The organism is Actinoplanes siamensis, from assembly GCF_016862395.1.
Taxonomy (GTDB): domain Bacteria; phylum Actinomycetota; class Actinomycetes; order Mycobacteriales; family Micromonosporaceae; genus Actinoplanes; species Actinoplanes siamensis.
Genome location: NZ_BOMW01000024.1, coordinates 49699 through 74276, shown reverse-complemented (window position 1 = coordinate 74276; position 24578 = coordinate 49699). Strand labels below are relative to the sequence as shown.

General features: G+C 71.6%; 22 protein-coding genes. 16 read left to right on the top strand and 6 right to left on the bottom strand.

The genetic code is table 11. The features are described from left to right. Positions 1 to 116 precede the first annotated feature (116 nt). The 6 genes from Asi03nite_RS13310 to rfbA form a co-directional block, all read right to left on the bottom strand. Positions 117 to 1034, bottom strand: a complete 918-nt coding sequence (locus tag Asi03nite_RS13310; protein WP_203679687.1) for a glycosyltransferase — start codon at positions 1032 to 1034, stop codon at positions 117 to 119. After that, a complete protein-coding gene (locus tag Asi03nite_RS13305; RefSeq protein ID WP_203679685.1) occupies positions 1031 to 2101 on the bottom strand; it encodes a GNAT family N-acetyltransferase in 1071 nt (356 codons plus the stop codon). Before Asi03nite_RS13305 ends, Asi03nite_RS13310 begins: the two co-directional genes overlap by 4 nt. Next, positions 2098 to 3441, bottom strand: coding sequence for a UDP-glucose dehydrogenase family protein (locus tag Asi03nite_RS13300; RefSeq protein WP_203679683.1), 1344 nt, complete (start codon positions 3439 to 3441; stop codon positions 2098 to 2100). The genes Asi03nite_RS13305 and Asi03nite_RS13300 overlap by 4 nt, the downstream gene beginning before the upstream one ends. After that, positions 3441 to 4937, bottom strand: coding sequence for a sugar transferase (locus Asi03nite_RS13295; RefSeq protein WP_203679681.1), 1497 nt, complete (start codon positions 4935 to 4937; stop codon positions 3441 to 3443). The genes Asi03nite_RS13300 and Asi03nite_RS13295 overlap by 1 nt, the downstream gene beginning before the upstream one ends. Before the next feature lie 282 nt (positions 4938 to 5219). Beyond that, the gene (locus Asi03nite_RS13290) at positions 5220 to 5849 is read right to left on the bottom strand and encodes a dTDP-4-dehydrorhamnose 3,5-epimerase family protein (RefSeq protein ID WP_203679679.1); all 630 of its coding nucleotides are present in this window, start codon (positions 5847 to 5849) and stop codon (positions 5220 to 5222) included. After that, positions 5846 to 6730, bottom strand: coding sequence for a glucose-1-phosphate thymidylyltransferase RfbA (gene rfbA / locus Asi03nite_RS13285; RefSeq protein ID WP_203679677.1), 885 nt, complete (start codon positions 6728 to 6730; stop codon positions 5846 to 5848). Before rfbA ends, Asi03nite_RS13290 begins: the two co-directional genes overlap by 4 nt. Positions 6731 to 6775: 45 nt before the next feature. Between rfbA and rfbB the strand changes: the two genes are divergently transcribed. The 16 genes from rfbB to Asi03nite_RS13205 all read left to right on the top strand — a co-directional run bounded on the left by rfbB (position 6776) and on the right by Asi03nite_RS13205 (position 24520). Continuing rightward, positions 6776 to 7753: a dTDP-glucose 4,6-dehydratase gene (gene rfbB / locus Asi03nite_RS13280; RefSeq protein WP_203679675.1), complete on the top strand. Its 978-nt coding sequence runs from the start codon at positions 6776 to 6778 to the stop codon at positions 7751 to 7753. After that, positions 7753 to 8577, top strand: coding sequence for a dTDP-4-dehydrorhamnose reductase (rfbD, locus tag Asi03nite_RS13275; protein WP_203679816.1), 825 nt, complete (start codon positions 7753 to 7755; stop codon positions 8575 to 8577). Before rfbB ends, rfbD begins: the two co-directional genes overlap by 1 nt. A 319-nt stretch (positions 8578 to 8896) precedes the next feature. Continuing rightward, positions 8897 to 9457 carry a GNAT family N-acetyltransferase gene (locus Asi03nite_RS13270; protein ID WP_203679674.1) on the top strand — a complete coding sequence of 187 codons (561 nt, stop codon included), beginning with the start codon at positions 8897 to 8899 and terminating at the stop codon, positions 9455 to 9457. Between the two features lie 72 nt (positions 9458 to 9529). Then, positions 9530 to 10084 (top strand): RNA polymerase sigma factor, encoded by a 555-nt coding sequence (locus Asi03nite_RS13265; RefSeq protein ID WP_203679673.1) that lies wholly within the window; start codon positions 9530 to 9532, stop codon positions 10082 to 10084. Further along, positions 10081 to 11118, top strand: coding sequence for a hypothetical protein (locus tag Asi03nite_RS13260; protein ID WP_203679672.1), 1038 nt, complete (start codon positions 10081 to 10083; stop codon positions 11116 to 11118). Before Asi03nite_RS13265 ends, Asi03nite_RS13260 begins: the two co-directional genes overlap by 4 nt. A 381-nt stretch (positions 11119 to 11499) precedes the next feature. Then, on the top strand, positions 11500 to 12657 hold the full coding sequence (locus Asi03nite_RS13255; protein WP_203679671.1) for an ROK family transcriptional regulator: 1158 nt from the start codon (positions 11500 to 11502) through the stop codon (positions 12655 to 12657). Then, the gene (locus tag Asi03nite_RS13250) at positions 12654 to 14159 is read left to right on the top strand and encodes a sugar ABC transporter ATP-binding protein (RefSeq protein ID WP_203679670.1); all 1506 of its coding nucleotides are present in this window, start codon (positions 12654 to 12656) and stop codon (positions 14157 to 14159) included. The genes Asi03nite_RS13255 and Asi03nite_RS13250 overlap by 4 nt, the downstream gene beginning before the upstream one ends. Next, positions 14156 to 15175, top strand: coding sequence for an ABC transporter permease (locus tag Asi03nite_RS13245; RefSeq protein WP_203679669.1), 1020 nt, complete (start codon positions 14156 to 14158; stop codon positions 15173 to 15175). The genes Asi03nite_RS13250 and Asi03nite_RS13245 overlap by 4 nt, the downstream gene beginning before the upstream one ends. After that, on the top strand, positions 15156 to 16199 hold the full coding sequence (locus Asi03nite_RS13240) for a substrate-binding domain-containing protein (RefSeq protein ID WP_203679667.1): 1044 nt from the start codon (positions 15156 to 15158) through the stop codon (positions 16197 to 16199). The genes Asi03nite_RS13245 and Asi03nite_RS13240 overlap by 20 nt, the downstream gene beginning before the upstream one ends. Before the next feature lie 8 nt (positions 16200 to 16207). Continuing rightward, complete coding sequence (locus tag Asi03nite_RS13235) at positions 16208 to 17359, top strand: Gfo/Idh/MocA family protein (RefSeq protein WP_203679665.1); 1152 nt, start codon at positions 16208 to 16210, stop codon at positions 17357 to 17359. Further along, a complete protein-coding gene (locus Asi03nite_RS13230) occupies positions 17359 to 18363 on the top strand; it encodes a sugar phosphate isomerase/epimerase family protein (RefSeq protein ID WP_203679663.1) in 1005 nt (334 codons plus the stop codon). Before Asi03nite_RS13235 ends, Asi03nite_RS13230 begins: the two co-directional genes overlap by 1 nt. Before the next feature lie 357 nt (positions 18364 to 18720). After that, the gene (locus Asi03nite_RS13225) at positions 18721 to 20397 is read left to right on the top strand and encodes an ABC transporter substrate-binding protein (RefSeq protein ID WP_203679661.1); all 1677 of its coding nucleotides are present in this window, start codon (positions 18721 to 18723) and stop codon (positions 20395 to 20397) included. Positions 20398 to 20466: 69 nt separating this feature from the next. Beyond that, the gene (locus Asi03nite_RS13220; RefSeq protein WP_203679659.1) at positions 20467 to 21474 is read left to right on the top strand and encodes an ABC transporter permease; all 1008 of its coding nucleotides are present in this window, start codon (positions 20467 to 20469) and stop codon (positions 21472 to 21474) included. Beyond that, entirely contained in the window at positions 21471 to 22430 is a 960-nt protein-coding gene (locus Asi03nite_RS13215; RefSeq protein ID WP_239102657.1) for an ABC transporter permease, read from the top strand. Before Asi03nite_RS13220 ends, Asi03nite_RS13215 begins: the two co-directional genes overlap by 4 nt. Before the next feature lie 6 nt (positions 22431 to 22436). Next, positions 22437 to 23423 (top strand): ABC transporter ATP-binding protein, encoded by a 987-nt coding sequence (locus tag Asi03nite_RS13210; RefSeq protein ID WP_203679657.1) that lies wholly within the window; start codon positions 22437 to 22439, stop codon positions 23421 to 23423. Next, positions 23420 to 24520 (top strand): ABC transporter ATP-binding protein, encoded by a 1101-nt coding sequence (locus Asi03nite_RS13205; protein ID WP_203679655.1) that lies wholly within the window; start codon positions 23420 to 23422, stop codon positions 24518 to 24520. Before Asi03nite_RS13210 ends, Asi03nite_RS13205 begins: the two co-directional genes overlap by 4 nt. Positions 24521 to 24578 lie beyond the last annotated feature (58 nt).

The following is a 24578-nucleotide window of genomic DNA, read 5'->3' as shown; positions in this document are numbered from 1 at the left end:
CGGCACGCCCGGCATCCCGGCCGCCGGCCCACGTCACCCGGTCCACCACGACGCTGTTCGCCCCTCGATCACCGGCCGGCTCCGGTGGCGGGTGACGGAAAGGCGGATGGGCGGGCTCACGCCCAGCGGATGACGCTGGCCGGCCCCGGGGTCTCGCGCAGGCGCGACGGCGTCAGCAGGTCGCGCGCCGCCGCCCGGCTCGGCCGTTTGCCCAGGGCGGCCCGGCTGGACTCGCGCAGCACCAGCGCCGCCCAGTATGCCGCCGACCGCGCCGGGCCGTGCCGGCGCCGGAACAGGCGAACCTTGTTCAGCGTCAGCAGCGCCCACAACCCCGGCGACACCCGGGAGTCGCCCTCCAGATGGACCGCGTGCGCGTCCGGAACATAGCGTGTCCGCAATCCCGCGTCCCGGGCCCGCAGGGCGAAATCGGTCTCCTCGGAGTACAGGAAGAACGACTCGTCCCACGGCGCGATCCGCGCCCAGCAGTCCGCGCTGATGAGCTGCGTCGATCCCTCGGCCCAGTCGGTGAACCGCTCCACCTCGTACTGGGAAGGGTCGGTCACCACCTCACCCAGCAGGCGGAAGCGGCCGGCCCGCCGCGCCCCCAGGACAGCGTCGCCCAGCGTCCGCAGGACGCTCGGTTCCCGGCGCTGGGTGGGGATCAGCGTGCCGGAGCCGTCCACCAGGCGCGGCACCGCGATGCCGGTCCCCGGCTCGCGCAGCGCCCGCAGCAGACGCGGCACACAACCCGGCGTCAGCCGCACGTCCGGGTTGAGCACCAGGACGGCGTCGTGCGCCGGGGACGCGGCGACCGCGGCGTTGATGCCTGCCGCGTAACCCGCGTTGCGGCCCATCTCGAGGACTGTCGCCTCCGGCGCGAGCGTGCGCACCAGCGCGACGCTGCCGTCCCGGGACGCGTTGTCGGCCACCGTGAGATGCCATTTCTGGCCGTCCAGCCCGGAGCGCAGTCCCGCGATCAGATCGGGGAGCAGGCGCTCGCTGTTGTAGGAGACGACCGCCACCAGAATCGTCATCGCGACGCCAGCCTCGCCTTCAGTCCGCGGAGCACCCTTCCGGTGCGGCCGCTCTTCAGCTTCTCCCCCAGCGCCCCCTGCCGCAGCGAGCGCGACATCGCGGTCTGCGCCCTCCGTGCCGTGCTGACCGGCCAGGACCTGCCGATCCGGCCGGCGGCGACCGGAGTCTCGTCGTTCTTCAGCCGGGTCTTGTACAGCGCCTCGGATTTGCCCAGGTCGATCTGCCGGATGCCGTCCGCGGCGCCCGCCTCGGCCATCCGCAGGCAGAGCAGAATGCCGGCGGAATACTTCGACAGGCCCGGGTCGTAGGACGGGAACCAGTAGGCCAGGACGGACTCGCTGCGCAGGCCGAGATGCGCGGCGACCGGCCGGTCCCCCGCGTAGATCGTGGAGACCACGGCCCGGCAGTCGTCCGACCCGGACGCCTGCAGCTCCTCCAGCACGCCGGCGATCCACGGGGTGGCGAACCGGTCGTACTGCTGGGTGCGCTGATACTGCGCGGACTTCCAGTCCCGCAGGGCGGCCAGCGCGGCCGGGCCGCGGTCGTCCCAGACGAACCGCTCGTCGCCCACCTCGCGGACCATTTTCCGCTGCTTGCGCAGCGTCTGCCGGACGACGTCGCCGGCTTGGTTGCGGTCTTCGAGGTACGCCGGGTAGCCGTCCGCCAGGTTCATCAGCGGCGACCCCGTCACGACCGAGTGGAAGCGCGTGAACTGGTCGGCCATCAGGTGGTCGTACTCCCACACCGGCAGTCGGCAGGCTTTCAGCAGGGAGAGCGGGTCGAGCTCGACACCGGAGCGCAGCACGGCACCCTGGCAGTCGCTGATCCCGAATCCGATCGGCACCCCGACGAGCCGGTTGCGCACCTCGAACGGGAAGAACCCGGCCACCCCGGCGGAGTCCTCCAGGACGGCGACCCGGGCGGCCGGACGCCGGCGGCCGACCGCGACGCTGAACTCCGGCGCCAGGAACGGATTCCGCAGCGCGGGCGAGTCCTTCCGCAGTCGCCGCCAGGCCGCCAGTTCCCCGGGGCCGAGCTCGTCCGGGCGTACCACCGAGATCTTCACGAGCGGCCCTGCACGGCCGGCCGGCCCAGAGCGCGGTAGTCCCAGCCGGCGGCGGCCCAGACCGCCGGGACGAGCGCGTGGCGCCCGTCGACCATCCGGGTCCGGCGGACCACGGCGGCCAACGCCGACGGCGCGATCTCGCGGAACTCGTTCCACTCGGTCAGCAGCACCACGACGTCCGCGTCCCGGGCCGCGTCCAGGGCGCTTGTCGCATATCCCAGCTCAGGATGCGCCCGCCGGGCGTTGTCCATCGCGGCCGGGTCGTAGACGACCACCTCCGCCCCCATCCGGCGCAGCGTCGCCGCGACGTCGAGAGCCGGCGCGTCGCGGATGTCGTCCGAGTTCGGTTTGAACGCGGCCCCCAGCGCGGCGACCCGCTTGCCGGCCACGTCCCCGCCGCACGACGCGACGACCAGATCGACGGTACGGGCGCGGCGCCGCCGGTTGATGCCGTCGATCTCGCGCAGGAAGCCGACCGCCTGCCCGACCCCGAGCTCCTCGGCCCGGTGCGCGAACGCGCGGATGTCCTTGGGCAGGCACCCGCCGCCGAACCCCAGCCCGGGGCGCAGGAACCTCCCGCCGATCCGCTCGTCGTACGCCAGCGCCTCGGCCAGATCGTGCACATCGGCGCCGGTCGCCTCACAGACCTCGGCCATCGCGTTGATGTAGGAGATCTTGGTGGCCAGGAACGAGTTCGCCGCGACCTTGACCAGCTCGGCGGTCTGCAGGTCGGTCACCTTGACCGGCACGTCCTGCGCGAGCACCGGCTGGAACGCCGCCCGCAGCCGGTCCCGCGCCCAGTCCGAGGTCACCCCGAAGACCAGCCGGTCCGGCCGCATGGTGTCGTCGACGGCGAAGCCCTCGCGCAGGAACTCCGGGTTCCACGCCAGCTCCACCTGGTCGCCGGCCGGGGCCAGTTCGCGCAGCCGGGCGGCGATCCGGGCCGCGGTGCCGACCGGGACGGTGGACTTGCCGGCCACCAGGACGCGCCGGTCCAGGTGCGGGGCGAGGCTGGTGACGGCGGCGTCCAGGTACGTCAGGTCCGCGGCCTCCGAGTCCGCCCGCTGCGGCGTGCCGACGCAGAGGAAGTGGACGTCGCCGAAGGCGGCGGCCTCGCGGAACGAGGTGGTGAAGCGCAGCCGGCCGGACTCCAGCGCCTTGGTGAGCAGCTCGGGCAGGCCGGGTTCGAAGAACGGGACCACACCGGAGTTGAGCCGGTCCACCTTGTCGGCGTCGACGTCGACGCCGAGCACCTCGAGTCCCAGGACGGCCATGCAGATCGCGTGAGTGGCGCCGAGGTAACCGGTGCCGATCACGGTGAGACGGGGACGCGCGGTCATCAATAGGCTCCCGAGCTGCGCACGACGGCGCTGACGGTACGGATCAGAATGGCCAGGTCCATGGCGAGCGACCAGTTCTCCACGTAGCTGAGATCCAGCCGGATCGACTCCTCCCAGGACAGGTCGGAGCGGCCGGACACCTGCCACAGGCCGGTCAGGCCGGGCTTGACGACGAGCCGGCGCAGCATGTCGGACGGGTAGCCGGCCACCTCGCGGGCCAGCGGCGGGCGCGGCCCGACCAGCGACATGTCGCCCTTGAGCACGTTGATCAGCTGGGGCAGCTCGTCCACCGAGAAGCGGCGCAGCCAGTGGCCGATCGGGGTGATCCGCGGGTCCTGCCTGATCTTGAAGAGCTCGCCGTCGTGTTCGTTGAGCTCCTTCAGTTCGGCGAGCCGGGCCTCCGCGCCGACCACCATGGTGCGGAACTTGTAGAGCATGAACGTGCGGCCGTCCTTGCCCACCCGCTCCTGCTTGAAGATCGCCGGGCCTCGGCCGCCCCGGCCGAACATCACCAGGCCGGCCACGACCAGCAGCAGCGGGGAGATCAGGATCAGCAGGAGCAGCGCGCCGACCCGGTCGAAGGTGGCCTTGAAGAAGCGTGCGCTGCCCTTGAGCCGGGGGTGCTCGACGTGCAGCATCGGCAGGCCGTCGACCGGCCGGATGGTGGTGCGGTCACCGGCCACGTCGACCAGCGTGCTGGCCACGATCAGGTCGATCTCGTCGCGCTCCAGCTGCCACGCGAGCCGCCGCAGCGCGGGACCGTCGATCTCCGGGCAGGCCAGGACGATCACGGTGTCCGCGTCGGCACGGGTGACCGCGGAGTCGACGGCGTCGAAGGTGCCGTACACCGGCGGCATGCCCTTGGCGAACGTCTTGGGGCTCGGGGTGGCCGGCAGCACCGCGCCGATCACGGCGAACCCGTGGTATCGCTCGCGGCGCAGCCGGCGGGTCATGTCCGAGACGGCCGTCTCGTGGCCGACCAGCAGGACCCGGTGCAGCCGGTTGCCCCGGCCCCAGGAGCGGTGCAGCCGCTGGCGGTAGAGGTAGCGGGCGCCGAGGTCGACGGCGATCGCCAGCGGCAGGGCGATGCTCACGTAGCCGCGGGCCAGGCGCAGGTCGAAGGCGAACGAGACGATGGCCAGCGCGGCCATCAGCGCCACGCCGGAGCGGAACACCCGGGCGTACTCGTCGGTGCCGACGAACAGGTGGCGCGGCTCGTAGGCGCGGTTCGCCGAGAGACAGGCGATCCAGGCGATCGGCAGCAGGGCGGTCAGCAGGACGTAGCCCTTCATGTTCGGTTCGTCGCCGTCCGGGCCGAACCGCAGGACCAGCGCCCAGCACGCGGCGCCGAGGCCGACCACGTAGTCGATCAGGTACAGCATCCGGGCGTACCGGTTCTGCCATCCGGCTCGTGTCTCGCCGGCTCGTCTGCCCCGCCTGGCCTGCGACGCTCTGTCGCCCAGGTCGACGGTGGCCAGCGATTCGATTGTCTGCACGCCTCTGCCCCCATTGGCTGCGGTCAATCCATTACCAAGAATCAGCGGCAATCCGGACAAGCCGGATGCACCAGGCGTCAAGGCCCTGGCTTAGCTTAGGGTGAGCGGCCGGTCACGCACGGGCGACGCACCGGACACATGAGACAGACTTCCGAACGGCACCCGGTCGGCGCTACACCTTTCCGTCCGACGCGATTGACGGTTCGGATGAGGCGGGAAAGCCTCCGTCCAGTTCGGACCGGATCGCCCTGGGCGGTCGCATACTACGGAGAACTGCGCAGGTCAATCGCGTGCGGCGCGCGATTGACTGTCGTCAACGCGACGCATCGTTTCCACATGGTCACGACAGGCGTCGTACCGGGGCAACAACCCGCTCGCGAGGGCCTCCGACAGCGACGGCGCGGCGGCGTCTTTGGACGACAGCAGCGGCGCTTCGGCCGGCCAGGCGATGCCGAGCTCCGGATCCAGCGGGTGGACGCCGTGCTCGTGCCCGGGCCGGTAGGTGGCCGAGCAGAGGTACGCCACGACGGCGCCCTCGGTCAGCGAACAGAACGCGTGCCCCAGCCCCTCGGCCAGGTAGACGGCCCGCCGGCCGGTGTCGTCCAGGCGCACCGCCTCCCACCGCCCGAACGTCGGCGAGCCGGCCCGCACGTCCACCACCACGTCCAGCACCGCGCCGGACACGCACGTCACGTACTTGGCCTGGCCGGGCGGCACGTCGGCGAAGTGCACCCCGCGCACCACCCCCCGTGCCGAGGTGGAGAGGTTGGCCTGGGCCAGGTCGAGCCGGTGCCCGACGGCGGCGGCCAGGTGGTCGAAGCGGTACCACTCCAGGAAGGCGCCGCGGTCGTCGCCGTGCTGCACCGGCGTGATCTCCCAGGCGCCCTCGACGCCCAGCGGCCGGACCCTCACCGGGCACCGCCGAACGGCCCACGCTCCAACAACTGCTCCAGGTAGTCGCCGTAACCGCTCTTGCGCAGCGGCCGGGCCAGGTCGCGCAGCTGCTGGTCGGAGATGCACCCGAGCCGCCAGGCGGCCTCCTCGACACAGCCGATCTTGAGACCCTGCCGCTCCTCGATCACCCGCACGTACTCCGACGCCTGCACCATCGACTGGAACGTGCCGGTGTCCAGCCACACCGTCCCGCGATCCAGCACTGTCACGTCGAGCCGGCCGCGCCGCAGGTACTCCTCGTTGACCGCGGTGATCTCCAGCTCGCCCCGCGCGCTGGGCTCCAGGCCGGCAGCGATCCGAACCACCTCGGCATCGTAGAAGTAGAGGCCCGGGACGACGTACGCCGACTTCGGCTTCTCCGGCTTCTCCTCGATCGACAGCACCTTGCCGGACTCGTCGAACTCGACGACCCCGTAGCGCTGCGGGTCGGCCACCGGGTAGGCGAAGATCCGCCCGCCGGCCGGCTCGGCGAACCGGGCGAGTTGCCGGCCGAGCCCCACGCCGTGAAAGATGTTGTCGCCCAGAATCAACGCGACCGGCTCGTTCCCGATGAAATCCGCGCCGATCCGGAATGCCTGGGCGATCCCGTCCGGTTTCGGCTGCTCCGCATAGGAAAGGGACAATCCCAAACGACTGCCGTCACCGAGCAGTCGCTCGAAATGCGGTTGGTCCTCGGGCGTGGTGATGACCAGGATCTCCCGAATTCCGGCGGAGACCAGCGTGGTCAAGGGGTAGTACACCATCGGTTTGTCAAAAATTGGCATGAGCTGTTTCGACATGGCCATGGTGATCGGCCACAACCGGGAGCCGGTGCCACCGGCCAGCAGAATTCCGCGCACCGAGGAAGACTAAGCACAGTGGAGCCGGTAGTACACTGGGCCGCTGTGCAGATTCTCGTGACCGGGGGCGCCGGTTTCATCGGTTCGGCCTATGTCCGGGCGGTACTCGCGGATGAATTCCCAGGTGCCACTGGCGCCACGGTGACCGTGCTGGACGTGCTGTCCTACTCCGGCAACCCCGCCAATGTGCCCCTGACCGATTCCCGACTCACCTTCGTACGCGGCGACATCGGCGACGCCGACCTGCTGCGCGATCTCCTGCCCGGCCACGACGCGATAGTCCATTTCGCCGCGGAATCGCACGTCGACCGCTCGATCGACAGCGCGGTCCCGTTCGTGACGACTAACGTGCTCGGCACCCAGGTGCTGCTGGACGCCGCGCGGGCCGCCGGGGTCGGCCGCTTCCTGCACGTCTCGACGGACGAGGTGTACGGGTCGATCGCCGAGGGATCGTGGACCGAGACGTGGCCGCTGGCGCCGAACTCGCCGTACGCCGCCTCGAAGGCCTCCTCGGACCTGCTCGCGCTCACCGCCCACCGCACCCACGGCATGGACGTGGTGGTCACCCGCTGCTCCAACAACTACGGTACGCACCAGTTCCCGGAGAAGGTCGTACCGCTGTTCGTGACGAACCTGCTGGACGGCAAGCCGGTGCCGCTCTACGGCGACGGCGGGAACGTCCGCGACTGGCTGCACGTCACCGACCATGTCCGCGGCATCCAGCTCGCGCTGGAGAAGGGCCGGGCCGGCGAGGTCTACCACATCGGCGGCGGCACCGAGCTGTCCAACCGCGAGCTGACCGGGATGCTGCTGGCCGCCTGCGGCGCGGGCTGGGACATGGTGACCCCGGTCGAGGACCGTAAGGGACACGACCGCCGCTACTCGCTGGACATCACCAAGATCAAAAACGAGTTGGGGTACGAGCCGCGGGTCCCCCTGGAGCACGGCCTCGCCGACACCGTCGACTGGTACCGCGACAACCGGGCCTGGTGGGAGCCGCTCAAGGCGCGGGCGGGCCGCTGATGCGCTGGCTGATCACCGGGGCCGGCGGGATGCTCGGCCAGGACCTGCGAGGCGTGCTGCACGGTCGCGACGTCGTCGCCGCCACCCGGGCCGACCTGGACATCACCTCGCCGCACGCGGTCCGCGACGCGGTCGGCGGCGTGGACGTCGTGATCAACGCGGCCGCCTGGACGGACGTCGACGGCGCGGAGACCCACGAGGAGGCCGCCACCGCGATCAACGGCCACGGCGTGCGCACCCTCGCGGCCGCGGCCGGCAAGCGCCTGATCCACCTCTCCACGGACTACGTCTTCGACGGTTCCGCGACCGCGCCGATCCCGGAGGACGCGCCGCGCGCGCCGCTCAACGCCTACGGCCGGAGCAAGGCGGTGGGCGAGGAGGCGGTGCTGGCGTCGGGTGGCACCGTGGTGAGAACCGCCTGGCTGTACGGCGCGCACGGCCCCAACTTCGTCAGCACCGTGCTGCGCCTCGCCGCCGAGCGCGACACCGTGGACGTGGTCGACGACCAGCAGGGCCCGCCCACCTGGTCGCGGGCGCTTGCCGAACAGCTCGTCGCGCTGGCCCAGGCCCCGGCCGCCGCCCCGGGCGTCTACCACGGCACCGCGGCCGGCTCCACCACCTGGTACGGCCTGGCCCGGGCGGTCTTCGAGGAGGCCGGCCTGGATCCGTCCCGGGTCCGCCCCACCACCACGGACCGCTTCCCGCGCCCGGCCAGACGCCCGCCCTACAGCGTCCTGAGCCACGCCGGCTGGGCCGGCTCGGGCGTCGCGCCGCTCCCGGACTGGCGCACCATGCTGAGCACGGCGATGCCCCTGCTGCGCTGAGCGCCGGATCAGGACCACCGTTACGGCAGCCGCGCGGGCCATTCGCCGAACGTCCCGGTGCCGCGCACGCCGGGCCCGGCCGGCAGGATGCCGCCGGACCTCCTCGCCCGGCCCGCCGTGCCCGGCAACCCACTCGCGCGGGCCGTGCCGCCGCGCGACCTCGCGCACCAGATCGGCCAACCGCAGCGGCTGCGGCATCTCCGTCGCCTTCCCACCTCCCCGGGCTTTTCTGCGCCGTCGCGGCAAGGACCGGACATTCCGGCGGGATGCGCCAACCGGGCCGGCCGTGTGACCCAGGGCACGCGTCATGATGGTCCGGGTGGAGATCACCACCTGGTACCTGGAGCAGACCGACCCCGCGCAGCTCGTCCCCGGGGCTGCACCCGCCGTACCCCTGGAAGTCAACCGCGCCCACCTGCCCTCGCCGGAGCTGAGCCGCTTCCTCTACACCGCCGTCGGCGGTGACTGGTTCTGGACCGACCGCCTCGGCTGGACCTGGCAGCAGTGGCAGGACCACCTGGACCGCCCGGGCATCCAGACCTGGGTGGCCTACGTGCGGGGCACCCCGGCCGGCTACGCCGAACTGGACGGCACCCGCCCCGGCGAGGTCGAGATCGGCTACTTCGGGCTGCTCCCGCAGTTCACCGGCCGGCGTATCGGCGGCCACCTGCTCACCGTGGCGCTGCGCCGGGCCTGGTCGCTGGCGGACGGGATCACCCGCGTGTGGGTGCACACGTGCAGCCTGGACGGCCCGGCAGCGCTCGCCAACTACCAGGCCCGCGGAATGCGGATCTACCGCACCGGGACGAACACCGTGACGCTGCCGGCGAGGACGCCGGGACCGTGGCCGGGAGCGCGGGAGGACGGCGGGGAGCGCTGAGCTGACCCGGACCGCTTCCTCCGCGCGCGGCCCGCTGTCACGATGGGGACGCACCCGGACATGAGGTGAGGTGTGGACTCCGACGACCAGTTCCGGCAGGTGTACGCAGCCAATTTCCAGCCGCTGCTCGGCTACGCGCTGCGGCGGGTCGAGCAGCCCGCGGACGCCGCCGACGTCGTCGCCGAGACGTTCCTGATCGCTTGGCGCCGCCGGCACGAGGTGCCGCCGGGCGGCGAGACCAGGCTCTGGCTGTACGGCGTGGCCCGGCGCGTCCTGGCCAACCACCACCGCGGCGGCGAGCGCCGGGAGCGGCTCGGCGAGCGCCTGCGCCGACGTCTGGCCGCCGTGGGCGGCGCCGACCCGGGCAGCGAGGTGCTGGAACGGCTGGCCGTCCGCGAGGCCCTGGCCCGGCTCGGTGACCTGGACCGTGAGGTGCTGACCCTGACCGTCTGGGAGGGTCTGGAGCCGCGCGAGGTGGCCGAGGTGCTCGGGGTGAACGCGGCGGCGGTCCGGACCCGGCTGTCCCGGGCCCGCGCCCGGCTCCGCGAACTCGTCGGTGACGATCTCCGCAGACCCGGACATGTCTCCAGCGTCTTGACCGTTCCGACCCCGGAGGAGGGGCGATGACCGACGACCGTCTGGATCGGCTGGTCCGCGACGCCGATCCGTACCGCGTCCGCGACCTCGACGGGGCCGACCAGGAGCTCCTGGAGGAGATCATGTCCACTCCCGACGTCGTGCGGAAACGCCGCCGCCTCCTCGTCCCGTTGGCCACCGCCGCGGCCGTCACCGGCGTCGTCGCCGCCGGGGCCGTCCTGGCGCGGGAGCGCTCCACCACGGAGTACGCCGCCCCGCTGCCGAACATCTCGATCGCCGCGCCGGCCGCCGACGCGTGGGAGTTCGCGCTCAAGGCCGCCGAGGAGAACCCGCGGCTGCTGATCACCGAGCCGGGCTGGAAGATCACCAGCGTCTACGGCTTCGCCGACGAGAGCGGCGACATCTTCTTCGAGAACGGCAAGCGCTCGCTGAACATCACCTGGTACCCGGCGAAGTACTACCAGAGCTACTACACCGACCGGTTGGCGGTGAGCAAGCCGCAGCCGTCCGCGATCGGCGACTGGGCGGGCGACGTCTTCACCTACGGCGACAGCGATTTCGCTCTCCTGCTGCACGCCCGTGACGGCTCCTTCGCCGAGTTGCGCACCAGCGACAACTGGACACGCGCCGGGTTCGACGCCCTGCTGACGAAGATCCAGCGCGTCGACGCGACGACGTTCATCGCCGCCATGCCGCCGGAGATCGTCACGCCGGCGCGGGCCGCCGAGGCGGCCAACAAGGTGCTGGCCGACGTGCCGATGCCGCCGAACTTCGACACCGGGCGGCTGCTCACCTTCGGCACCAACGATCCGTACCAGTTCGGCGCGCAGGTCACCGCGCAGGTCGGCTGCGCCTGGATCGCCGAGTGGGAGCGCGCCGACCGGGTCGGCGACACCACGGCCCGGGCGAAGGCGGCGAAGGCGATGCGCAGCAGCCACGACTGGAAGGTCCTGCGGTCGATGGTGGACGAGGGCGACTGGGCGGAGGGCTTCTGGAGGATGGCCGACAAGGTAGCCGCCGGAAAGGTCACCCCCGACTTCCGGAAGAGCCTCGACTGCGACTGATCCTCCCCCGCGCCACTCCACCCCGCGCGACCCTTTCCGCGGCGTTCCACCGGGCACCCGGCGCGCGTCGCACGGCCCCCGGCACGGCGCACGTCGCGCCGGGCGGCCCGCGCGGTGCACATGGCGCCGGGCGGCCCGCGCGGTGCTGCGGCCCACTCGCGGCAGCGGCGGGCGATGCTCGGGCGAGAGCGCGAGCCGCGGCGCGACCGCGTCCCGGAGCGCGCCGCACGAGCGCCGGCGCAAGCGCTGGGCGCCGTCCTCCGGCCGAACTTTTGCACGGAGCGACAAAAGTTCGGTCCACAAAGCGCGAAGCTATGGACGCGATCGACGGAAGCGCCCTAACGTGACGGCGAACACAGCACCGAGAGTTAGGCGTCAGTCGTGTTATCGATACTTCGTGCCCTCCGGGACGACGGCGCGGTCTCCCGGGCCGAACTCGGCGATCGCCTGGGCCTGACCCGCCCGAGGCTGACCGGCGAGATAGAGCGCCTGATCAGAGCCGGTTTCGTCACCGAGGCCGGAATGGCCGCCTCGCGGGGCGGCCGCCGCTCCACCCTGGTCGAGATCCACCCGCGGCTGCGGTTCGCCGCCGTCGATCTGGGCGCCGGCTCGATAGACGTCGAGGTGGTGAACGGGCGGCTGGAGACGCTGGCGGCGTATCGGGAGGCCACGGACATCCGCCAAGGACCGAAACCGATCCTGCACCGGGTGGGCGAGCTGCTCGCCAAGGCCCGCGCCGAGGGAGTCTACGACCGTTTGGACGCGGTCGGGATCGGCGTGCCGGGCCCGGTGAGCTTCCGCGACGGGGTGCCGGTGTCGCCGCCGATAATGCCCGGCTGGGACCGCTACCCGGTGCGCGAGCTGCTGGCCCGCGAGCACGGCTGCCCGGTGGTGGTGGACAACGACGTCAACATCATGGCGATCGGCGAGCGGCACGGCGGGGTGGCCCGATCGGTCGACGACTTCCTGTTCGTCAAGATCGGCACCGGGATCGGCTGCGGCATCCACTTGTCCGGGGGTGTCTACCGCGGGGTCGACGGGTGCGCCGGCGACATCGGGCACATCCAGGTCGACGCGGGCGGGCCGACCTGCTCGTGCGGGAACACCGGCTGCCTGGAGGCGGTGTTCAGCGGGGCCGCGCTGGCCCGGGACGCGCTGGCCGCGGCCCGGTCCGGGGCCTCCCCCGCGCTGGCCGAGCGGCTCGGCAGGTCCGCCGGGCTCACCGCCCGCGACGTCGCCGACGGCGCGGCCGAGGGCGACGTGGTCTGCATCAAGCTGATCCGCGAGGGCGGCCGCCGGGTGGGCGGGGTCCTGGCGGCTCTGGTCAGCTTCGCCAATCCGTCGATGATCGTCATCGGGGGTGGGTTGGCGCAGCTCGGCCACGTACTACTGGCCGAGATCCGCAGCGTCGTCTACCGCAGGTCCCTGCCGCTGGCCACCGGCAACCTCCCGGTCGTGCTCTCCGAGCTGAGCGGCCGCGCCGGCGTCACCGGGGCCGCGGTGCTGGCCAGCGACGCGGCATTCGAGCAGGTCCCGTGACGGCCATCCTGCGGCTCTCCGAGGTGGTCAAGACCTTTCCCGGCGTGCGCGCGCTCGACGGCGTGCACCTGGAGGTCCGCGAGGGTGAGGTGCACTGCCTGCTGGGGCAGAACGGCGCCGGCAAGTCGACGCTGATCAAGGTGCTCGCCGGCGTCCATCACGCGGATGCCGGCGAGATCCTCTGGCAGGGTGAGCCCTTCGCGCCGGCCAGCCCGCAGGCCGCGATGCGCGCCGGCATCGCCACCATCCACCAGGAGCTGGACCTGGTCGACGACCTGTCGGTGGCGGAGAACGTCTTCCTCGGCCACGAGCCGAGCCGGTTCGGCTTCACCCGCCGCCACGGCGCGGCCGCCCGGACCCGGACCATCCTGACCGAACTGGGTCATCCGGAGATCCCACCCGGGCGCCTGACCAGGGACCTGCCGGCGGCCGGAAAGCAGATCGTCAGCATGGCCCGCGCGCTGTCGCACGACGCCAGGCTGATCGTGATGGACGAGCCGAGCGCGGTCCTGGCCCACGACGAGGTGGCGAACCTGTTCCGGATCATCCGGGAGCTGACCGCCAACGGCATCGCCGTCGTCTACATCTCGCACCGCCTCGCCGAGATCCGCGAGATCGGCGACCGGGTCACCGTGCTCAAGGACGGCCGCACCACGGCGGCCGGTCTGCCGGCCCGTACCCCCACCAGGGAGCTGGTCGGCAGGATGACCGGCCGGGCCTTCGAGTACGTGTTCCCGCCCCGCGAGGCCAAAGCCGGCGCCGCGCCCCTGCTGGAGGTGTGCGACCTGAGCCGCGCCGGCGAGTTCGCCGGTGTCAGCCTCACCGTCCGCCCCGGCGAGATCGTCGGCATCGCCGGCCTGGTGGGGTCGGGCCGCTCCGAGCTCCTGGAGACCATCTTCGGCGCCCGCGTCGCGGACCGCGGCACCGTCACCCTCGACGGCCGGCGCATCACCGGCGTCGGCCAGGCTGTCGCGCACGGCATGGGCATGGCCCCCGAGGAGCGCAAGAGCCAGGCCCTGCTGCTCGACGAGCCGGTCTTCAAGAACATGACACTGGCCTCGTTCACCGGTTTCGCGCGGGCCGGCTTCACCGCCGCCGGCCGGGAGCGGGCCGCGGCCCGGCGCACCGCCGACAACCTGGAGCTGCGCCCACGCGACGTGGACCGCCCGGTGCGCACCCTGTCCGGCGGCAACCAGCAGAAGGTGGTGGTGGGCCGCTGGCTGCTGGGCCACACCCGGCTGCTGCTGCTCGACGAGCCCACCCGGGGCGTGGACGTGGGCGCCCGCGCCGAGCTCTACCAGGTGGTCCACGACCTGGCCGCGGACGGCGTCGGGGTGCTGCTGGTCTCCAGCGAGGTGCCCGAGGTGCTCGGGCTGGCCGACCGGGTGCTGGTCATGCGCGAGGGCCGGCTGATCCACGAGGCGCCGGCCGGCGAGCTGGACGAGGACACCGTGCTGGACCTCGTGATGGCGGGGTCGCTGATGGAGGGAGAGGCCGCGTGATCGCCGAGACGGCGCTTCCCAAGGCACCGAAGTACGACGACAACCTGCTCCGCAACCTCGGCCTGGTCGGAGTGCTCCTGGTCCTGGTGGTCATCGGGATCGTCACCAGGCCCGAGCTCTACTCCGACCCGTCCTGGGTGCGCGACAACATACTCACGATCCTGCAGCAGGCGTCCGCGATCGGCGTGGTCACGGTGGGCATGACGTTCGTGATCATCGGGGGTGGCATCGACCTGTCGGTCGGGGCGATCATCGCGCTGGCCGGGGTCTGGTCGACCACGCTGGCGACCCAGAGCTACGGCGCCGGCGGGATGATCTTCACGGCGCTCGTGGTGGGGGTCGCGGTCGGTCTGGTCAACGGCGTGCTGATCGCGTACGGCAAACTGGTCCCTTTCATCGCTACCCTCGCGATGCTGGTCTCCGCCCGCGGCCTGGCCGCGCAGATCTCCGGCAAGCAGACGCAGGTCTCCGCGAACGAGACGATCAACAGCCTGGCCACCGCCAAGCCGCTCGGCATTCCGCTGCTGGTCTGGATCCTGGCGCTGGTCGTCGGGGCCGGCTGGGTGCTGCTGAACCGGACGACGTTCGGCCGGCGCACGGTCGCGGTCGGCGGCAACCCGGAGGCGGCCCGGCTGGCCGGGATCAACGTCAAGCGGCACACCGTGCTGCTCTACGTGCTCTCCGGCCTGTGCTGCGGGATCGGCGCGATCATGCTGACCTCGCAGGCCACCAGCGCCCAGGCGGCGATGGCGAACCTCTACGAGCTGGACGCGATCGCCGCGGCGATCATCGGCGGCACGCTGCTCTCCGGCGGTCGCGGCACCATCGTCGGCGCCCTCTTCGGGGTGCTGGTGTTCTCCACGATCACCAATTTGTTCGCCATCAACAACCTCGCTACCGAGGTCCAGAACATGGTCAAGGGCGGCATCATCGTGGCCGCCGTGCTCCTTCAGCAGTTCCGCTACCGCTCCTTCACCAACCTCCTCAGGAGGAGAAATGTCGGCAACAACTCGTAGGCGACTCCTGTTCGGCACCGCGGCGGCCGGCGCGGGCCTGGCGCTCACCGCGTGCACCAGCAACGACACCGGCGACAACGCGCAGGTCAGGACCGACACCGGCGGCGACAACGGGAACGCCGCCGCCGGTCCGAAAGTGATCATCGGTTTCTCCGCCCCGGCGGCCGACCACGGCTGGATCGCGGCCATCACCAACAACGCCAAGGCGCAGGCCGGCGCGTACTCCGACGTGGAGCTGCGCCCGGTCGAGGCCGGCTCGGACGCCGCGGCGCAGCGGGCGGCGCTGTCCACCCTGATCGCCCAGAAACCGAACGTGATCGTCATGCTGCCGCACGACGGCAAGGAGCTGAACGCCACCGGCCTGGAGGCGATGCGGGCCGGCATCCCGGTGATCAACCTGGACCGGGCGTTCCCGTCCGCTGCCGCCTACCGGCTGCAGATCAAGGGCGACAACTACGGCATGGGCCTGGCCGCCGGCCAGTACATCGGCGAGCAGCTCAAGGCCAAGGGTGTCAGCAATCCGGTCATCGGCGAGATCCCCGGCATCGACTCCCTGGAGCTCACCCAGGAGCGTACCGCCGGATTCAACGCCGCGCTCGCCACGTTCGGCTTCAAGGTCGCCAACCGCCGGCCGGCCGAGTTCACCGCGGACTCCGGCCAGGCCGCCGCCACCTCCCTGCTGCAGGCCCTGCCGAAGCTGGACGCCCTCTGGAACCACGACGACGACCAGGGCATCGGCGTGCTCGCCGCGATCAAGCAGGCGAACCGCAGTGAGTTCTTCATGGTCGGCGGCGCCGGGTCCAAGGCGGCCATCGACGCGATCGCGAGGGACGACTCGGTGCTGAAGGCGACGGTCACCTACAGCCCGTCGATGGCCTCCTCGGCGATCAGCCTGGCCCGGTTGATCGGGCAGGGCAAGGGCCTGTCCGACCTGGTCGAGCTGCAGGTGCCGAAGGAGATCACGCTCGCCTCCGAAACGATCACCAAGGACAACGCTTCGAAGTACGCGAAGCTCGGCTTCTAGGGGTGCTCATGTCGCAACCGCTGCGGGTCGGCATGGTCGGCTACGCGTTCATGGGGGCCGCGCACTCGCAGGCGTGGCGCACCGTCAACCACGTCTACGACCTGCCGATGCCGGTCCGGATGCAGGTGGTCAGCGGCCGGTCCGCGGCGGCGGTGGCCGCCGCGGCCGACCGGCTCGGCTGGTCGGAGTCCACCGACGACTGGCGCACGCTGCTCGCCCGCGACGACGTCGACCTGATCGACATCTGCGCGCCCGGCGACGTGCACGCCGAGATCGCGATCGAGGCGCTGGCCGCCGGCAAGCACGTGCTCTGCGAGAAACCCCTGGCGAATTCGGTGGCCGAGGCCCGCAAGATGGTCGCGGCCGCTGACGCCGCGCGGGATTCGGGGGTACGGGCGATGTGCGGCTTCAACTACCGCCGCGTCCCCGCCGTCGCGCTGATGCGGCAGATGGTCGCCGCGGGCCGGCTCGGCACGATCCGCCACGTCCGGGCCTGCTACCTGCAGGACTGGATCGTGGATCCGCAGTTCCCGCTGGTCTGGCGCCTGCGCCGGGAGGTGGCCGGGTCGGGGGCGCTGGGTGACATCGGCGCGCACATCGTCGACCTGACGCAGTTCCTCACCGGCCTGCGGGTGACCTCGGTCAGCGCGCTCACCCAGACCTTCGTCCGTTCCCGGCCGCTGCCGGACTCCCCCGGCCAGGGTGACGTGACCGTCGACGACGCCGCCCTCTTCCTGGCCCGGCTCGGTGACGGCGTGGTGGCCTCCTACGAGGCGAGCCGCTTCGCCACCGGCCGCAAGAACGCCCTGCGCGTGGAGATCAACGGCTCGCTCGGCACGCTGGTGTTCGACTTCGAGCGGATGAACGAGCTGGCCTTCTACGACGGCTCGCGGCCGGCCGGGGAGCAGGGCTTCTCCCGCATCCTGGTGACCGAGCCGTCACATCCGTATCTGGCCGCCTGGTGGCCGCCCGGCCACCTGATCGGTTACGAGCACACCTTCGTCCACCAGGCCCACGACCTGGTCCAGGCGATCGCGGCCGGCGCCGACCCGGCCCCGTCGTTCGCCGACGCCCTGCAGGTCCAGCTGGTCCTGGACGCGGTGTCCCGGTCCGCCGAGACGTCGTCGTGGACCACAGTCGAATCCGCCGAGGAGGTCTGATGACCCGCCCGATCACGCTCTTCACCGGCCAGTGGGCCGATCTGCCGTTCGACCAGGTGTGCGCGCTCGCCTCGGGCTGGGGCTACGACGGCCTGGAGATCGCCTGCTGGGGCGATCACCTGGACGTCTCCCTCGGCGCCACCGACGACGACTACGTGTCCTCCCGCCGCGAGATCCTGGCGAAGTACGGGCTGCGGGTCTTCGCCATCTCCAACCACCTGACCGGCCAGGCGGTCTGTGACGACCCGATCGACCAGCGCCACCGGGACATCCTCCCGGCGCCGGTCTGGGGTGACGGCGACCCGGAGGGCGTGCGGCAGCGTGCGGCCGACGCGATGAAGGACACCGCCCGTACGGCAGCCCGCCTGGGCGTCGACACGGTCGTCGGCTTCACCGGCTCCTCGATCTGGAAGTACGTGGCGATGTTCCCGCCGGTCTCGCAGGCCGCCGTGGACGCCGGCTACCAGGACTTCGCCGACCGCTGGAACCCGATCCTGGACGTCTTCGACGAGGTCGGCGTTCGGTTCGCCCACGAGGTGCACCCGAGCGAGATCGCCTACGACTACTGGACCACCCGCCGCGCCCTGGAGGCGATCGGCCACCGCCCGGCGTTCGGCCTGAACTGGGACCCGTCCCACTTCGTCTGGCAGGACCTGGACCCGGCCGGCTTCATCCTGGAGTTCGCCGACCGGATCTATCACGTGGACTGCAAGGACGTGAAGCTGGCGGTGGGCGACGGCCGCAACGGCCGGCTGGGCTCCCACCTGGCGTGGGCGGACCTGCGCCGCGGGTGGGACTTCGTCTCCACCGGCCACGGCGACGTCCCCTGGGAGCGCTGTTTCCGGGCCCTGAACTCCATCGGCTACCAGGGCCCGATCTCGGTGGAGTGGGAGGACGCCGGGATGGACCGCCTGGTGGGCGCTCCGTCCGCGCTGGAGTTCGTGCGGCGCAATCTCTTCGACGCCCCGGCGGCCGCCTTCGACGCCGCCTTCAGCAGCCGCTGACGCCACGGCCTCCGGGAGCCCGTCGCCGGGCTCCGCGGAGCGCCGGGTCCCCGCGCCACGCGGACCGCGGGAGGCGGGGACCCACCGGGTGGCGGGCGTGCCGCCGTCGAGCGTCAGGTTCTTCTGCCGGGCCTGCCACGAGCCGCAGGCGGGGCCGGCGAAGGCGCTCCCGGCGGTGGCGTCGCCCGTGAGCCGCCAGGTGAGCCGGAGCACCGGCCCGCCGGCGGCGAACGGTCAGTCCGAAGGACACAATCCGATACCAACCCCGCGTGTTGATCAATGTAAATGGATATTGTCGCGCCAGCGGTGACCAGCCGTCATAGCTTTGGTCCGTACCCACAGGACGGGGTGAACAGGATGCGTGCACCAGGGAGGCAGGCGTACCGGCGGCGGACGGTGATCGCCGCCGGTGTCGTCACGGCGGTGGCGATCGGCGTGGCCGGCTGCGCGGAGAGCGACCGCGACGGCGGCGGCAAGGGCGGCGCCACCGGCGGGACCTTCATCTTCGCGGGCGCCGGCGACCCGAAGAACTTCGACCCGATCTTCAACGACGACGGGGAGTCGTTCCGGCCGATCCGGCAGATGTACGACACGCTCGTCACCCACCGGCCGGGCAGCGCCGATCTGGTCGGCGGCCTGGCGGAGAGCTGGTCCAACGACCCGACCGGCAAGGTCTGGACGTTCAAGCTGCGCCAGGGGGTCACCTTCCACGACGGCACCGCGCTGGACGCCGCGGCGGTCTGCGCCAACTTCGACCGCTGGTACAACATGAAGGGCGAGGCCGCCCAGTCCCAGATGATCTACTACGCCGACGTCTTCGGCGGGTTCGCCGGCAACCCGGACGCCATCTACGACAACTGCAAGGCGCCGGACGCCGCCACCGCCGTCGTGACGATGAAGAAGTACAAGGGCGCGTTCCCCGGCGCCTTCGCGCTCGCCGCGTTCTCCATCGCCAGCCCGGCAGCGATGAAGCAGTACGACGCCGACAAGGTCACGCAGAGCGGCGACTCCTTCGCGTACAGCGCGTTCGCCACCGACCACCCGACCGGCACCGGCCCCTTCACGTACGGCGGCTGGAACAAGGCGACCGGCGAGATCACCCTGAACCGGAACCCCGGCTACTGGGGTGACAAGGCCAAGGTCGACAAGATGATCATCAAGGTCATCAAGGACGAGAACACCCGCAAGCAGGAGCTGCGGGCCGGCGCGGTGCACGCCATCGACTTCCCGGCGCCGGCCGACCGCAAGGCCCTCGCCGCCGAGGGCTACCAGGTGCTCGAACGGCCCGCCTTCAACATCCTCTATCTGGGCATCAACCAGAAGAACAACCCGAAGCTCAAGGACCTGCGGGTGCGCCAGGCGATCGCGTACGCGCTGAACCGTGCCCAACTGGTGCAGACCAAGGGTCCGGGCGGTTCGGCGGTGGCCGACGAGTTCCTGCCCGGCACCGTGCTCGGGTACGCGCCGGACGTGCAGAAGTACGAGTACGACGTGGCGAAGGCCAAGCAGCTGCTGGCCGAGGCCGGCGCGACCGGGCTCACGCTGAACTTCTACTACCCGACCGAGGTGTCCCGGCCGTACATGCCGAACCCGCAGGAGATCTTCACCGTGCTGGCGAACGATCTGCAGGCCGCCGGCATCAAGGTCAACGGCGTCCCGCGGCCGTGGAACGGCGGCTTCAAGGACGACGTGCAGCAGTTCGGCAAGCAGGACTTGCACATCCTCGGCTGGACCGGCGACTACAACGACCCGGGCAACTTCGTCGGCACGTTCTTCGGCCGACCCAAGCCCGAGTTCGGCGACCAGTCGATGACCGAGATGTTCACCGCCATCGGCGCGGCCGACGCCACCGTCGACCAGCAGGCCAAGCGAGCCGCGTTCGAGCAGGTCAACCGCGATCTGGCGGCCAAGTGGCTGCCGGCCGTGCCGATCTGGCACGCCCCGCCGGCCCTGGTCACCACGAAGAACGTGGAGGGCCTGGTGCCGAGTCCGCTGACGGCCGAGACGTTCAACACCGTCTCGATCACCAAGTAGGCGCCGAGCGCCGCCGCGGCCCGGCGTCCGGGCTCGCGGCGGCGCGATCCTGACGGGAGACGTCGTTCCATGGTGAGAGTCGTCCTGCGCCGGCTGATCCAGCTGGGCGTCACGCTGATCGCCCTGATGACCCTGATCTTCTTCTGGCTGCGGAACCTTCCCGGCGGGCCGGTCGACGCGTTGCTGGGCGAACGCGCCACCCCGCAGACCCGCGAGACGCTGATCCGGGCCCTCGGCTACGACCAGCCGATCTGGGTGCAGTACTGGCGCTTCGTGCGCAACGTGGTGACCGGCGACCTCGGCAACTCGATCCGTACCGGCGAGCCGGTGACGGCGGTGATCAGCCGCGCCTTCCCGGCGACCGTCGAGCTGGCGCTCGCGGCGATCGTCATCGCTGTCGGGCTGGGCATCCCGCTGGGCTACCTCGCGGCCCGGCATCGCGGCCGGCTGCTGGACAACGCGACCATCGTGGTCACCCTGATCGGCATCTCGATCCCGATCTTCTTCCTCGGCTACCTGCTCAAGGACTGGCTGACCCAGGGTGCCCACGTCTTCCCGCCGTCCGGGCGGATCAGCACCGGGGCCGGCAACACCGACGTGACCGGGTTCTTCGTGCTGGACGGGCTGCTGACCCGGGAGTGGGACGCCTCCGCCGACGCCCTCTGGCATCTGGTGCTGCCCGCGGTCACGCTGGCGACGATCCCACTGGCGATCATCGTGCGGATCACCCGGGCCAGCGTGCTTGACGTGCTGGACGAGGACTACATCCGGACCGCGGACGCCAAGGGCCTGCGGGACGCCACCATCCGCCGGCGGCACGTGCTGCGCAACGCGCTGCTGCCGGTGGTCACCACCATCGGCCTGCAGACCGGTGCGCTGCTGGCCGGCGCGGTGCTGACCGAGAAGGTCTACAACTGGGGCGGCCTGGGCACGCTGATCACCGACTCGATCAGCGGCAGCCGTGACTATCCGGTGCTCCAGGCGCTGATCCTGCTGGCCGCCTTCGTCTTCATCGTGGTCAACCTGCTGGTCGACCTGTCGTACGCGGTCATCGACCCGAGGGTGCGTGTGCGGTGACCAGACCCGGGGGAATCGCGACGCTGGCCGAGCACAAGCGCCGCCGCATCGACGAGCTGACCGCGCGCACGTCCGGGACCGGCGGGGTCAGCCTGCTCCGCGACGCCGGCCGGCGACTGCGGCGCAACCCGGCGGCGGTCGTGGGCGCGGCACTCATCCTGCTCTTCCTCGTCATCGCGATCTTCGCGCCGCTGGTGGCGCCGCACGATCCGGTGCAGCGGTTCCCGGAGCTGACCAGCCGGCTCACCGTCGACTCGATCCCGGGCGCCACCGCGGGGCATCCGCTCGGCAGCGACCCGCTGGGCCGCGACTTCGCGTCCCGGATGATCTACGGCGCCCGGCAGACGCTTTTCGTCGGCGTCCTGGCCACGCTCATCGGCCTGCTGTCCGGGGTGCTGCTCGGGGCGGTCGCCGGCGCCGCCGGCGGCTGGGTGGACGTGCTGATCATGCGGATCACCGACGTCATGCTGGCGCTGCCCAGCCTGCTGCTGGCGATCACGCTGGTCGCCCTGGCCAGCGAGTCGACCCAGTGGACGGTGATCGTCGCGGTCGCGGTGGTGAACGTGCCGGTCTTCGCCCGGCTGCTCCGCGGCTCGATGCTGGCGCAGCGGGAGAGCGATCACGTGCTCGCGGCCCGCGCGCTCGGCGTGCGGGGACGGGACATCGTGACGCGACACATGCTGCCGAACTCGCTCACCGCGGTCATCGTGCAGGCCACCCTGACGTTCGCGGTCGCGATCCTGGACGCGGCCGCGCTGTCCTTCCTGGGCCTCGGCGACCCGGACATCAACCGGGCCGAGTGGGGCCTGATGCTGGGCGTGGACGGCGTCCGCTACCTCGAGGTCCGCCCGGAGCTGGCCTACTTCCCGGCCGCGGCCATCATCCTGGTGGCCCTCGGCTTCACCCTGCTCGGCGAGAGCATGCGCGAGGCGCTCGACCCGAAGAACCGGCGGTGATCTGTCATGCCCCTGCTCGACGTGCGCGACCTGTCGGTGGTCTTCCGGCGCAAGGGCGCCGAGCCGTTCACGGCGGTGGACGGCGTCAGCTTCTCGGTGGATCCGGGCCAGACGGTCGGGCTGGTCGGCGAGTCCGGCTGCGGCAAGTCGGTGACCAGCCTGGCGATCATGGGGCTGTTGCCGCGCCGCGGCAACACGGTCGCCGGTGAGGTCCTCTTCGAGGACACCGACCTGCTCCGGCTGCGCCCGCAGGACCTGCGGGACCGGCGCGGCCGGGACATCGGCATGATCTTCCAGGACCCGCTGTCCTCGCTGAACCCGGTGATCCCGCTCGGCCTGCAGGTCGCCGAGGTGCTGGAACGTCACCAGGGCCGGACCCGGCAGGCGGCGCTGCGCGAGGCCCGCCAACTGCTCGAGGCGGTGGGCATCCCGGATCCGGCCCGGCGGCTCAAGGAGTTCCCGCACCAGCTCTCCGGCGGCATGCGGCAGCGGGCGCTGATCGCCGTCGCGCTGGCCTGCAAGCCCCGCCTGCTGATCGCCGACGAGCCGACGACGGCGCTCGACGTGACCATCCAGGCGCAGATCCTCGCCCTGCTCAAGGACCTGGTCGACAGGTCCGGCACGGCGCTCGTGATGATCACCCATGACCTCGGGGTGGTGGCCGGGCTCTGCGACACGGTGAACGTGCTGTACGCCGGCAAGGTCGTCGAGCGGGCCGGGCGCCATGACCTGTTCGCCCAGCCGCGCCACCCGTACACCCACGGGTTGTTGCAGTCGGTGCCCCGGCTCGACGCCGACCGCGGCCGGCGCCTGCACCAGATCCCCGGCTCGGTCAGCGACAACATCCCGTGGACGGAGGGCTGCGCCTTCGCGCCACGGTGCGCCCGGGTGATCGACGACTGCATCGGCGCGACCGTCGCCCTGGAACCCACCCGCCGCCGCGACGGCGCGCTGCGGTGCACGAACCCCGTACCGCAGGAGGTGCCGGCGTGAGCGACCCGCTCGTCGAGATCGACGACCTCAAGGTGCACTTCCCGATCAAGAGCGGACTGCTCTTCGACCGTACGATCGGGCACGTCCATGCCGTCGACGGGGTGTCGCTGACGATCGGGCGCGGCGAGACCTACGGCCTGGTCGGCGAGTCCGGGTGCGGCAAGTCGACGCTGGGCCGCGGCCTGCTGCGGCTGGTCGAGCCGACCAGCGGCCGGATCACCTTCGACGGTACCGACGTCCGCGCGCTCAAGGGCGAGCAGATGCGGCTGTTCCGCCGGCGCATCCAGATGGTCTTCCAGGATCCGATGTCCAGCCTCGACCCCCGGCAGTCGGTGGAGTCCCTGCTCGTCGAGGGCCTCCGGGCGCACGGCCTGCACCGGGACAGGGCCGCGGTGCGGGATCGGCTCCGGTCCACCCTCGACTCCGTGGGCCTGCCGGCGTCGGCGCTGACCAGGTATCCGCACGAGTTCTCCGGCGGACAGCGCCAGCGCATCGGCATCGCCCGCGCGCTGGTGCTCGGGCCCGAGCTGATCGTGGCCGACGAGCCGGTGTCCGCGCTGGACGTGTCGATCCAGGCGCAGGTGGTCAACCTCCTCGGCGACCTGCAGGACTCGCTCGGCCTGACCTACCTGGTGATCGCGCACGACCTGGCGGTGGTCCGGCACATCTCCGACACGATCGGCGTGATGTACCTGGGCGCGCTGGTCGAGGAGGCGGACGGCGACCGGCTGTACGAGCGGCCGCTGCACCCGTACACCCGGGCTCTGCTCTCCGCCGTGCCGATCCCGGACCCGTACACGGAGGACCGCCGCGAGCGGATCCTGCTGGCCGGGGACCTGCCGTCACCGGCCGACCCGCCGAGCGGATGCCGGTTCCGCACGCGCTGTCCGTGGTCGCAGAGCCGCTGCGCCGACCAGAGGCCGCGGCTGCGGGCGATCGACGACTCGGGACAGCGGGTGGCCTGCCACTTCGCCGAACAGATCCGCAGCGGCGAGCTGGCGATGCACGAGGTGCGTACGGAACTGGTCCGCCCGGCCTCGGACACGGCGCCCGACGTCGGCCCCGGCCTGATCCAGACCCGTACCGACCTGCCCTGAGCCACCCCGGCCGGCTCCGGCGGCCGGACGAAACTGTCGGTGCCTCCTGCTAGCGTGC